The sequence below is a fragment of the Campylobacter sp. CNRCH_2015_0814 genome (assembly GCF_025772765.1).
Taxonomy (GTDB): Bacteria; Campylobacterota; Campylobacteria; order Campylobacterales; family Campylobacteraceae; genus Campylobacter_D.
This window is the reverse complement of sequence record NZ_JAKMSR010000004.1, coordinates 42,110-55,031: the sequence shown is the minus strand read 5'-3', so window position 1 is coordinate 55,031 and position 12,922 is coordinate 42,110. Positions and strand designations below refer to the sequence as shown.

Genomic DNA, 12,922 nt, shown 5'->3' with positions numbered 1-12,922 from the left:
ACATTTTAAAGGATAAAAAATGAATTTATTTTTATTTAATAAAAATCTAGAAGCCTTAAACAATAAAATATTAAAAGAAAAATTAGAAAATTTTAAACCTCAAAAATTCCAAATTCTACAAGGAAAAGATTCTCTAGATATTAATTTTATACACCATGAGGAAGGGTATACAGTATATAGCAATACTCTTAGTGAATTAAATGAGAAACTAAACTTATATAATGATAAATATCTTTTATATCCTGTGCTTTATTTTTATGGTTTTGGGAATGGAATTTTATATAAAGCTCTTTTACAAAACAAAAATAGACAAAAAATAATTATTTTTGAAAAAGAAATAGAATTTATTTATTTAAGTTTTCAATGTATAGATTTTAGTGAAGAATTAAAAGATCGCCGATTAGTTATTTTAGATATAGAATCAATTGATATTAACACATATAACAACATCTGTTCAAATAGTCCTTTTTTCAACTTTTTGCGTGTTTATTTTTTAGATATTCATTGTGATTATTATGAAAGATACCAAGAAGATATTATAAAAACGAATCAAAATATGCAAATACATATAAAACAAGCTATATTAGCAAAAGGAACCGACTCTCAAGACGCTCTCAAGGGTATAGAAAATTTTATTTACAACCTTCCGGATATTATTTCAAATTTTTCATTCAAAGAATTAATGCTTAAAAGAAAAGGTAGTTCCAAACACGCTATTATAGTTTCAACGGGTCCTTCTTTAATTAAACAACTTCCTTTGCTTAAAAAATATGCAGACAAAGCAACTATTTTTTGTGCTGATAGTGCTTATCCTATACTAGCAAAACATGACATAAAACCTGATTATGTTTTATCTTTAGAAAGAATTAAAGAAACTAGTGAATTTTTTAATAATGATTTTGGAGAATTTGATCAAGATATAATTTTTATTTTATCAAGTGTCACACATCTTAACACGGTCAAATATTTAAAACAAAATCATCGTAAATTTATATTTATCCAAAGAATGCTACCTTTGGATAAATATTTTCACTTAAAGCAATTTGAATATTCAACGGGATGCCCAAGTGTTGCAAATATGGCTTATTTTTTAGCACTAAAACTAGAATATAAAAATATCTTTTTAGTAGGACAGGATCTAGCTTATGGCAGTGATGGATCTTCACATCCAGAAGAATATCACTACGGAAAATATGATACCTATAATCCTCAAGAAATCCATTACAACTTAAAAATATTAGCTTATGGTGGCAAAAACCTTATTCCAACAACAAATACATGGATTATGTTTAAAACCGAATTGGAGAAAAAAATATTATATGCAAAAAATTTTCTTAATATAACGACATATAACTGCACCGAAGGTGGAGCTAGAATAGAGGAAACTATAGAAAAACCTTTTAAAGAAGTTTGTCAAAAAATTCTTGAAAAAGAACCAAAAAAATATTTTACCAAACTTGAAAAATCTAACCTTAATAAACAAATAGAACTTATGTTAAAGTCGTTTTACAAAGTTCATAAAGCTATAAAAATATGCAATATTTTAGAAAAAGAATGCACTCTCACTTTTAATACTTTGTATTTTTTAAGCAATGATGAGAAAAATTTTAATAATATTATAAACCAATTAGATATCTTCAAAGAAAAAATGCACAAAGTATTAATATTACGTTCTATTGCAGATTCTTTAAATGCTCAATTTGAACTCAATCTTGCTAGAATTTATATATTTAATCCAAAAACAAAAGAAGAGGCTTTCAATAAAAACCATCTTTGGATTAAAGAACACTTAGAATGGATACTCACAATAAATAGCCATATAAAAGTATTAAAAAATACTTTGAAAAAAAATATTATAAATATAGAAAATGAATTAAAAAACATGCATCTTCAAAAGTATATTTTAAAAATAGAAAAAACTAGATTACACTATCAATTTTAATACAAAAATAAAAATGCAAAAACTGCACTTTTATTTTCTCTAATTTTTGTTCTTACTCACTAAGAAATAAATACTTGCCAGTCTTAAATTTTTTTGTAGAAAAAAACAAAGACATTATTTTGCTTTAGGAAAGAATAAAATTCACACACTAAGAAAACAAATTCAATAATCAAAGCATCTTAAAAATTTTAAAACTAAGACATATATCTCATAATTTAAAAAATCAAATTTACTAAATATTTGCAAGGCTTTAATATATTAATTGTACTTTTTACTTTTTTCCAAAAATATCCTAAAAATTTTTCATTTGAATTTTCTATTTGTGCTTGTATTTTATTTTCATTTAAAAAGTGAAATTCAATAATATTCATACTATTTCCCTTTAACCTACAAATATAAAAATTTGATAGATTTTTGTGTTTAAATTTAATTATACAAAAGATGAGTAAAAATTTAGAATTCTAAATTTTTACCATTGTATGAAGGTTTTAGCTTTTCTTATATCGCTAAAATTTATAATAGTTTTTTCTTGAGTTTCTAAATTTTCTAAAGTGATATTTTCATCATCTACGGCAATGATTTTTGCTTCGATTTTCTCTTTTTCACTAGTTGTGATTTTTACAAGTTCATTTATACTTTTTGCAAAATGCTCGATTTTGCTAAGCTTTCTTTCAAGCCCACAGCTTGATACTTCTAAAAAATACTCCCCGCTCACAGGTGGCTCTACATCAAAAATAGGCGATAAAATCTCACTAAGCCTAGCACAATCATCAAGATTTACCCCGCCTTCTTTTTGTACATAAATTCTATAAATCTTTCTACCATTTTCACTTGTTAGCTCATCATCATAAAAGCTAAGCCCTGCTTCTTTACAAAGTGCTTCAAGATTCATTTTATTCCTTTTTGATTTTTTCAAATAAAGCATCCATGTGGTTTTGATGCTCTAATCTATCATCAAATTTAAAGTGAAAATTCGGACATCTATACCACCCTTGCTCACTCATGCAGTAATTTTGCAAAGCACGGGCGGCTTTTTTGAGTTGATTGAGTATGATTTCTTGCTCTTGGGTATTAAAAAACATTTTATCTAAATACACAAAAGCATCGTATCTGCCTTTTTTACACTCTACATCCACTACGCACAAGTTTTTTAAAGCTTCGTTGTCTAAATTTGCCAAAGCTTCTGGTATAAGTTCTTTTAAAATGCTTTCTGTGCGTAGCTTTTTGATTTCAGCTGGGTTCATAGGCTTACTTGTTCCTCAACTTCTTTGTAACTTTCTATATAATCCCCCACTCTCATATCATTACAACCTTCTATGCCTACACCACATTCATAGCCTTTTGCAACTTCTCTTACATCATCTTTAAAGCGTTTGAGCGAGCTTACATTACCTTCAAATACCACAACCCCATCTCTAATGAGCCTGATTTTCGCACCGCGATTGATCGTACCTTCTGTTACCATACAACCTGCGATTTGTCCTAGTTTTGGCACATTGATCACTTGACGAATTTCAGCTTGACCAAGTTGTTCTTCAGAGATAATAGGACTCATCATACCACCTAATAAGGCTTTTACATCATCAAGCAAATTGTAAATAACATTATAAGTTTTTATCTCTACGCCTTTATCTTTAGCGCGTTCTTTGATCTCACCAGTTGGGCGTATATTAAAACCTAAAACGATAGAGTTTTCACTAGCACTTGCAAGCTCTATATCACTTTGAGTAATCCCACCTACCCCACTATGGATGATATTAACTTTAATCTCATCATTTTTAAGTTTTTCTAAACTAGCCTTAATCGCTTCAAGCGAACCTTGCACATCTGCTTTTAAGATCACAGGAAGGGCTTTTAAATTACCTTCTTTGATTTTTGCACCAAGTTCATCTATGCTTACTTTAGTGGATTTGCTTAGTTCTTTTTGGCGGTTGTATTCATGACGTTTATTAGCATATTCTCTTGCTTGTTTATCGCTATCTACAGCTATTAGAGTTTCTCCTGCATCAGCTACTTCACTAAGACCTATGATCACCCCGCACTCACCTGGGCCTATTTCTTTTAAAGCTTTGCCTTGATCATCACTCATAGCACGCACTTTACCATAAGCTTCCCCTGCTACGACAGTATTTCCCACTCTTAAAGTACCATTTTGCACGATGATAGTAGCCACAGGACCTCTACCTTTTTGAACCGAAGATTCTATAATACTTGCTTTAGCATGAGCTTTTGGATTTGCTTTAAGCTCTAAAATATCAGCTTGTAATAATACAATTTCAAGTAAATCCTCTATACCATCACCCTTTTTAGCTGAAACTGGCACAAACTCATGGCTTCCACCCCATTCTACTGGCATGATATCCATTTCTGCTAGCTGGGTTTTTACCATGTCAGGATTTGCGTTTTCTTTATCCATTTTATTAATAGCGATAATGATAGGTACATTAGCTGCTTTTGCATGATTAATCGCTTCTTTAGTTTGAGGTTTCACCCCATCATCTGCAGCTACTACGATAATAACAATATCCGTTATACTAGCTCCCCTTGCACGCATAGCAGTAAATGCCTCATGGCCTGGAGTATCGATAAAAGTGATTTTTCTACCATTTTTTTCCACCATATAAGCACCAACATGCTGAGTGATCCCACCTGCTTCACCACTTGCAATGCGTGATTTTCTTATATAATCAAGCAAAGAAGTCTTACCATGATCCACATGCCCCATGATAGTGATAACCGGAGCTCTTTGGCTTAAATTTTCTTCTGTTTGATTTTCATCATAATCTTTTACATAATCAAACTCATCAGCTTCATCAATGATATTAATCTCCACGCCAAATTCAGCTGCAAGAATTTCTATAGCATCCTCATCTAAAAAGTCATTTTTAGTCGTCATCATACCAAGCATGAAAAGTTTAGAGATAACTTCTCCGGTGTTTTTACCAAGTTTTTCAGCAAATTCATACACACGAATTTCTTTAGGTATACTTACACTTGTGATCGCTTCGCTTTCTTTTTTCTCTACCTTTTTAGGTGGCTTTTTACGACTTCTTCTTTGTATACCACCCTCGCCAAATGGATTGATAGAATTATTTAAAGATTGCTTTAAGATATTTGGTTGTTTTTTATTTGCTGGTTGTGCTGGTTTGTTTTCTTTTACACTAAAATCAGGTAAAACCACCATATCATCATCTTCTAAAGAAATATCAGCAAAGTCTTTATCTCCTAAAAGATCCATTTTAGTAGTGCTTTCTTTTTTGCTTGCTACAGGATGATTTTTCTTTTCTTTTTTCTTTCTTTTTAAATTTTCATCTGAATTTGAAAAAATCATACTAAGGCTTAAACCTTGAGTAGCTTGCGTACTAACCTTTTCTTCTTTGTTGATTTGAGTTTCTTTGCTTTCTTCTTTTTTCTTTTTAACGATGACCAAGCCTCTTCTTTTGGCTAAATTTAAATTAGAACCTAGTTTTTCATCGAGTTTAATTTCTTCTTTTTTTTCTTCTAATACTTCATTTTTTACAGGATTTTCAGGTTGTTTTTCTTCTTTTTTTATTTCATCTTTTTTTTCACTTACTGCTTTAACAGAACCTTTACTTTCTTTTTTAGTAGTGGTTTTTTTCTCTTCTTTTTTGCTTTCTTCTTTTTTAGTTGAAGTTTTTTTTGCTGTACTTTCTTTTTTAGGTTTAGCTACTTTTTTTACCACATCTAGTATTTCACCGGATTGAACGTATTGATAAATCGCTTCTGCGATTTCAGAAGATACTTTTTTGTTAGGGGATTTGATATCTTCTAAGCCCATTTCATTAGCTTTTTCTATAATTTCTTTACTTGTATATCCTAACTCTTGAGCGATCTCGCTAATCTTTACATCTGCCATTAAAAAATATCTCCTTTAAATCCTGCTGATTTATATTACCATGAAAATTGCCTTTGCAAGCTCTCATAAAAGCCCTTTGCAATATTTTTTCATCTTTATCAAAACATGAATTACAAATATACAAACTCCTGCCAAATTTCACTTTAGTGATAATTTGAGAATTTTTTATTTGAAATTGATGCAAACCTTGCTTTTCATAACGGCCTTTGCAAACAATGCACATTCTAATGGGTATATGATTTTTCAAAATTATATCTTTTTTTTGGAATTTTTAGCAAATTTTAAAGCCCTCATCATCAAATTCTAAAAGTTCAACTCTAAATTTAGCAAATTTATTTTTGATCTTTTCTTTGATTTTTTTGGCATCATCTTTATAAGCTAGAGTGAAAAAACTTGAGCCTGAGCCTGAAAGCGTGCTCATGAGAGCATTGTTATCTAAAGCTAGTTTTTGCACCTCAAAAAGTTCTGGCAAAAGCTTCATTCTTTGATTTTGATGAAGTTTATCCAAACTTGCATATTTTAATAAATCATATTTTTTCTCTAAAAAACAAGCAGTTAAAAATGAAGCATGGCAAAGATTAAAAACACTATCTTCTAGGTTGATTTTTTTAGCTAAAACTGCTCTTGATTTTTGAGTATTCATCGCTACATTTGGTATGGTTATAACAGCTTGTAAGTCTTTGTCCACTTCTTTTTTTATAGCTAAAACTTTTTCATTATGAGTTAATGCACACACAAAACCCCCAAGAGCTGCTGGAGCTATGTTATCTGGATGGTTTTCATATTTTAAAGCTTCATTTAAAATGGTATTTTTATCCGCCTTAAACCCACTTAATTCATAAGCACAAGCAATAGCCCCAACTATCACAGCAGAAGAACTTCCCATGCCTCTAGCTAAAGGGATATTATTTTGGAAAACAAAGCGGAAATTATCTTTTTTACCACTAAGTCTTTGATAAATTTCATAAAAAATATTGACAAAACTATTGTTTTTTTTAAGATAGATATTATTTTCACCTTCTCCGTGTATGCTAATGCTAAAAAATTTAGATTTTTCAACTATAGTTTGATTAAAATATTTTAAACTCAAACCCAAACAATCAAAACCAGGACCTAAATTTGCACTTGTAGCAGGAACTAAAATCTTCATTTTTTACCTTAATTAATCACATCTAAAACATAAAAAGGTGTATTTTCTTTACTGAAATTTAAACCTTTTAAACTTTGGGGCATAAAAAAACTTCCCGCTTGTGTCTTTTCTAAAACAATCTCATCATCATCTTTTTTTACAAAACATAAATGCTTGTTAGCGGCTATAGGAGCGTTATCATTTAGCTCAAAAGCACTAATAGCTTTTAAAGGTATATTTTTAACTATGGCTAGGGTTTTAAAAGAAATATAAGAAATTTTTATACCCATGTAAGAGCCTGGTCCATGCACATAAATAAGCTTTTCAAACTCATATTGTGAAAGTAAATCTTGCAATATTTTTGGCAAAACTTCACTAACTTTTAAATCATTCTCAATAGTTTTTATCAATACATCATTTTCATAAATACCAAGCATTAAAGGTTTTGCTATGGCATTTAAAAGTAAAGCAACCTTTTTTATGCAAAAACCTTTTCATAAACTTTATATGCACTTTTTTCTAAACTTACCACTTCATAGGTGCTAGGATCTTTTAAAAGTTCTTTGGTTAAAAGATGATTAAGTTTGTGCGAACCTGCATAAGAAGTATAGTCTCCAAAAACTCTACATCCAAGCAAGGTTAAATCTCCAATAGCATCTAAAATTTTATGGCGCACAAATTCATCTTTAAAACGCAAACCTTCAGGGTTTAAAATACGATTATCATCAACCACAACAGCATTTTCTAAGCTTCCACCAAGACCTAAATTCATAGCTCTTAAAGCTTGAACATCCTTTAAAAAGCCAAAGGTTCTTGCTCTTGCTATTTGCTCTATGTAGTTTTGTTTGCTAAATTCAAAACAATAATTTTGTTTGCCTATAATAGGATTATCAAATTCAATTGTATAGTTTATAATAGGCATATCCGTAGGACTTAAACGCACAAATTTATTGCCTTCTTTTACTTCTACACTTTTTTTAATCACTAAAATTTTTTTAGCCACGTCAAGTTCTTTTATGCCTGCTTCTTCAAGCATCATACAAAAGCCTATACTACTACCATCCATTACAGGAGCTTCATTAGCATCTAAAACTATGCGCACATTGTCAATACTATAAGCATTAATCGCACTCATTAAATGTTCTATAGTAGAAACATAACCTCTATGATCACCTATTACAGTAGCCATTTGCGTATCGATGACATTTTCAGGCCTTGCCTCATAAGAAATTCCCAGATCGCTTCTATAAAATACTATACCACTGCCAGCTTCTAATGGCTCTAATTTTATACTAATAGGCTCACCCTTGTGCAAACCTATACCAACACCTTTAACTTCTTTTGCTATTGTTGTTTGATTCATTTTTATTCACTCAAAATTCTTTTTTTGCTTGATTCTAATACATTATAGATATTTTCTTTTATCCATTTTGCATCTTGCCATTGCTCAGGACGCACTTCAACTCCTTGTACTAAAACACCAAAATGCACATGATCTCCAAGTGCTAAGCCTGTAGTGCCTGTAGTACCTATAACATCACCTGCTCTAACTCTATCTCCTACATTTACATCCACATTAGTGCAGTGTCCATAAAGAGTATAAATCCCAAAGCCATGATAGATGATAATATTTAATCCATAAATTCCATTTTCTTGTACAAATACCACTTCACCATCGTTATTACTAATAATAGGTGCTTCTTTTATGCTTGCTAAATCAAGCCCCATATGATAAGAGCTACTAAATGCTTGATTATTATAAGAATAAAATCTATGATCGGCATAATCAGCTACTTTTTGGCCATTTTTTAAAGGCTTGAAAAGATTAACTTTAAAATTATTAATCATAGTATCAGGAACTTTACTTGTAATATCATGAATGATAACTTCATTAGAAGCTCTTAAATCTTCATTCACAAATTTAAATTTTTCAAGCCTGCTTAATTCTCTATCTTTTGGAGCATATTTTTGTGCTAAAAATTCAATCTTACCATCTAAAAATCTATCACTTACTTTTATATTTGATACACGGTATTTTTTATTGGTAAAATAATATCTAATTCTTTGCTTGTTTACGTTACCTGCTTTATCTACTGCCACTACATAAGCTCTAAAGTGCTCATCAGTCGCCTCCCAAGGAATCAAAGCAGCATAATATCCTTCTTTCACATAAGGAGTTGCTTTAAAAATTTTATCTTTATCGGTTGTGATATAAACTTCTTGTAAATTCTCATCACTTGCTTTAAATACCACACTACCTACTCCACCTTGTTCGATTTGGTAAGAATTGTCTAAAATTTCTACAAGTGGTTTTTTGGTATCAATAATAACTTTTACTTCTTTAAGCGCTTGATTTCCTAAAAAGAAATTCCAAAAACTACTATCGCTTGCTTCTATTACAAGTTTATAAGAATCGACTTTTTCTTTATAAGCTGGTTTTGGTAATTTTAAGTCAAAATGAATGCTTTTTTTATTGCCTTTAACATGTTCATTAACAAGTATTTCACCATTTAACTCATTTGCCTTAAATAGTGTGACTTTAACATCTTTTAAAGCACTTTCATCGCTTATTTCTATAGATATAGGGTCTGTTAGATTACTATAAATTACATCTGATTTTGTTTGAATTAACGGAGGATTTTTTTCAAACAACTTTGTATTTAAAACAAACACCACAAAGGCTAAAAGTATTAAAAAAACTACAAAAATCCATTTTTTATTTGATCTTTTACGTGCAAAAACCATATTTTCACTTTCAATCTATATTTTTTAAAAATATATTATTCTTTAGCAAATTAAGAGTAAATTATAAAAAATTTTATAGAATTTCTCTTAATTTATTTGCACTTTTAATCCAAGTCTCAAGCTCATTTATATCACATTTTTCTATCATTTTTTTGCATTCTTGTAATTCTTTTTGAAATAAATCAATAGAATTTAATAAATTTTGTTTATTTTGCTCAAAAATACCACTCCACATTTGAGGGTTTGACTTAGCAATCCTGCACATATCTTTAAAAGAAGGACCTCCTAGGTGAGCTATATTTTTTTTATTTTCTTCTTTCATCACAAAATTTGCCAAAGAAAAACTAATCACATGCGGTAAGTGTGAAATGATAGAAGCATGGTGATCATGCGCGATACTATCCATAAATACAAGCTTCATTCCTAAATCTGAAAAAATTTCTATAGCTCTTTTTTGATGAATATGATCAGCATTTTGCACATCACACAAAACACAAACTGCATTTTTATATAAGTCTTTTATAGCTGCATTTGGACCACTATTTTCAGTTCCTGCCATAGGATGAGCTGCGATAAACTGACTTTTCAAATAAGAAGGTAAATTTTTAATAATTTCTTCTTTTGCACTTCCAAGCTCAATAATAGTACAATCTTTAGAAATACCTTGAAATTCTTTTAAGATTTTTACAATAGCTCTTACAGGAATAGCTAAAAAAATCACATCACATTTTTTCAACTCTTCAAAAGAAACAATTTTATCTATTAACTTTCTATCTAGCGCAATTTGCTCAAATTCTTTGTTTATATCATATCCGCAAACTAAATCTATTAATTTATTCTCTCTTAAGCTAAGACCCAAAGATCCACCTATTAAGCCAAGTCCGATTATACCTACTTTCATAAATTTTCCTTAAAAAGCATTAGTTAAAAATATTTTGGTATTATAACGATTTTGTATATAAAAATTTAGGTAGATTTGATGAAAAAATGGTTTGTTTTCTTTGCACTCTCAAGTTCTTTATGTGCAGCTACGATTAAAGATATAAAATTTGAAGGCTTATCGCAACTTTCTAAAGAAAGTGCTATTGCGATTTCTAAATTAAAAATAGGACAAAAAATTGATCCTGCTAGTATAGATACAGCGATTAAAAATCTTTTTGATAGAAATTATTTTAAAGATATAGTAGTAGAAGAAAAAAATGGGGTGCTAATTTTTAAAGTAGTAGAAAAACCTTCCATTGGAAAAATAGATATTCAAGGTATAGCAAGTAACGATAGAAAACAAATAGAAAGCCTTGTTGGCTTAAAACCTGGAATTTTATATGATGAAAATTCAGCCAAAGAAGCTGCTGAAAAAATCAAACTTTTTTATCAAGCCAAAGGTTTTTATGATACTGTTGTAGAAATCAAAGATGAAAAATTAAGTAATTCAAGCTCATTGAAACTTACTTTTGTTGTAAATCGTGGAGAAAATATCATCATAGAAAAAGTGCATTTAAGCGGTGCAAAAAATTTAAGCTACTCAGATATTGAACCTGCGGTAGCAAATAAACAAAGAGAAGCCCTAGGCTGGATGTGGGGCTTTAATGATGGTAAGCTTAAAATCTTTGATTTAGCAAATGATAGCTCAAGAATTTCAGATGTATATTTAAAAGAAGGTTATCTTGATGTGAGCGTATCTCCTGCTTTTTTAAATACTTACACAGATACTTATCAAGCTGATTTGACTTATTTTATCAACGAGGGTGAGGTTTATAAAGTTAAAGGGATTAAAATTTTTAATCCAATTTTTAGTGATGAAGAAAATGAAGCTTTGGCAAATGATTTAAAATTAAGTGTTGGAAAAATAGTTAATATAGAAAAACTAAGAGAAGATATAAAGACTATAGAAACTAAAACAGCTGATTTGGGCTATGCTTTTGTACAAGTTATACCTGATATACAAAAAGATAAAGAAAATCATGAAGCTATGATTATTTTTAAAGTCATACCTAATGAAAAAGTATATGTTAGAAATGTTGAAATTTCAGGCAATACCAAAACAGTTGATAGAGTTATTCGTAGAGAGCTTTACCTAACCGAAGGTAATCTTTACAATAGAACTGATTTAATAGACTCAAGAAATGCCTTAAGAAGAACTGCATATTTTGAAAATGTAGATATTAAAGAACAAAGAGTAGATGATACGCATATTGATTTGATAGTAGAAGTCAAGGAAGCTTCAACTGGAGCCATTTCAGGTGGTATTGGTTATGGAACTAGTGATGGAATTTTACTTAGCGCTTCATTATCTGATGCAAATATCTTAGGCTCTGGTATGAAAGGAAGTGTGAGTATAGACAAAGGCGATGATACACTTTCTGGTAGAGTATCTTTAAGAAATCCTAGAGTAAATGATAGTGATTATTCTCTTGGAGGATCATTATATTCAGATCGTTTAGAATGGGATAGCTATGATGAGAGAAACTATGGTTTTGACATAAGCGTTGGTAAAACTTTAGGAAGATATACAAGCATAGATTTAACTTATAATCTTGAACAAAGTGATATTTATCATTTAAGTGATCGCTTAATCGCTCAAGGATATAAACTTGGTAAAACTTATAAAAGTTCTATCACTCCTTCGATAGTGTTTAACAATACAGATGATTATTATTTACCAAGATCAGGTTTTATTGCCTCAACTTCACTTGAATATGCAGGCTTAGGCGGGGATCAAGAATTCATAAGTTCTACTACTAAATTTAATTATTATCAAGGCTTGGAAGAGTTTATAGGTTGGGATTTGATTTATCGCTATAAAGCAAGTTTTTATAAGGTATGGGATCAAGGTTATTTACCTATCAATGAAAAATTATATCTTGGTGGTATAGGAACTATTAGAGGTTTTGATAGAAGAAGCGTGAGTCCTAAAAACGAATGGGGTGATGAAACAGGTGGTACAGTTGCTTTTGCAAATTCTGTAGAACTTAGCTTTCCAATCTTTGATAGAATCAAACTTAGAGGTAGTGTATTTTTTGATTATGGTGCTATAGGAGAGAGTTCTTTAAATCAAATTCAAAGATGGAGTACAGGCGTTGGCTTTGAGTGGTTAACCCCACTAGGTGCTTTAAATTTAGTTTTTGCTAAACCATTTAATACTAGCTCAAAAGACGATTTGAGCAAATTTGAGTTTATGTTGGGTGCAAGATTTTAAAAGCAATAAAATCTTGCTATAATTTTGAAATTT

General features: G+C 30.1%; 12 protein-coding genes. 2 read left to right on the top strand and 10 right to left on the bottom strand.

The features are described from left to right. The first annotated feature begins 19 nt into the window (after positions 1-19). On the top strand, positions 20-1,942 hold the full coding sequence (locus tag L8X24_RS03055) for a motility associated factor glycosyltransferase family protein (RefSeq protein ID WP_263663577.1): 1,923 nt from the start codon (positions 20-22) through the stop codon (positions 1,940-1,942). 215 nt (positions 1,943-2,157) lie between these two features. Here the strand turns inward: L8X24_RS03055 and L8X24_RS03050 are convergent, their stop codons facing one another. From L8X24_RS03050 to L8X24_RS03005, 10 genes are all read right to left on the bottom strand, one after another. Then, positions 2,158-2,313, bottom strand: coding sequence for a hypothetical protein (locus L8X24_RS03050; protein ID WP_263663575.1), 156 nt, complete (start codon positions 2,311-2,313; stop codon positions 2,158-2,160). Positions 2,314-2,411: 98 nt separating this feature from the next. Beyond that, complete coding sequence (gene rimP / locus L8X24_RS03045; RefSeq protein WP_263663574.1) at positions 2,412-2,834, bottom strand: ribosome maturation factor RimP; 423 nt, start codon at positions 2,832-2,834, stop codon at positions 2,412-2,414. A gap of 1 nt (position 2,835) precedes the next feature. Then, the gene (gene rbfA, locus L8X24_RS03040) at positions 2,836-3,186 is read right to left on the bottom strand and encodes a 30S ribosome-binding factor RbfA (protein WP_263663573.1); all 351 of its coding nucleotides are present in this window, start codon (positions 3,184-3,186) and stop codon (positions 2,836-2,838) included. After that, complete coding sequence (gene infB / locus L8X24_RS03035; protein WP_263663571.1) at positions 3,183-5,819, bottom strand: translation initiation factor IF-2; 2,637 nt, start codon at positions 5,817-5,819, stop codon at positions 3,183-3,185. The genes rbfA and infB overlap by 4 nt, the downstream gene beginning before the upstream one ends. Continuing rightward, positions 5,800-6,066 (bottom strand): DUF448 domain-containing protein, encoded by a 267-nt coding sequence (locus L8X24_RS03030; protein ID WP_263663570.1) that lies wholly within the window; start codon positions 6,064-6,066, stop codon positions 5,800-5,802. Before L8X24_RS03030 ends, infB begins: the two co-directional genes overlap by 20 nt. Positions 6,067-6,090: 24 nt before the next feature. Next, entirely contained in the window at positions 6,091-6,969 is an 879-nt protein-coding gene (gene thrB / locus L8X24_RS03025) for a homoserine kinase (RefSeq protein WP_263663569.1), read from the bottom strand. A gap of 8 nt (positions 6,970-6,977) precedes the next feature. Then, the gene (locus tag L8X24_RS03020) at positions 6,978-7,385 is read right to left on the bottom strand and encodes a tRNA threonylcarbamoyladenosine biosynthesis protein TsaB (protein WP_263663567.1); all 408 of its coding nucleotides are present in this window, start codon (positions 7,383-7,385) and stop codon (positions 6,978-6,980) included. A 41-nt stretch (positions 7,386-7,426) separates the two neighbouring features. Next, positions 7,427-8,311 (bottom strand): UDP-3-O-acyl-N-acetylglucosamine deacetylase, encoded by an 885-nt coding sequence (gene lpxC / locus L8X24_RS03015; protein ID WP_263663566.1) that lies wholly within the window; start codon positions 8,309-8,311, stop codon positions 7,427-7,429. 2 nt (positions 8,312-8,313) lie between these two features. After that, a complete protein-coding gene (locus L8X24_RS03010; RefSeq protein ID WP_263663565.1) occupies positions 8,314-9,693 on the bottom strand; it encodes a M23 family metallopeptidase in 1,380 nt (459 codons plus the stop codon). Between the two features lie 73 nt (positions 9,694-9,766). Continuing rightward, positions 9,767-10,594 (bottom strand): prephenate dehydrogenase, encoded by an 828-nt coding sequence (locus L8X24_RS03005; protein ID WP_263663564.1) that lies wholly within the window; start codon positions 10,592-10,594, stop codon positions 9,767-9,769. A 78-nt stretch (positions 10,595-10,672) separates the two neighbouring features. Here L8X24_RS03005 and bamA point away from each other — a divergent pair, with 78 nt between their 5' ends. Continuing rightward, a complete protein-coding gene (gene bamA / locus L8X24_RS03000; RefSeq protein ID WP_263663563.1) occupies positions 10,673-12,889 on the top strand; it encodes an outer membrane protein assembly factor BamA in 2,217 nt (738 codons plus the stop codon). The last annotated feature ends 33 nt before the right edge of the window (positions 12,890-12,922 follow it).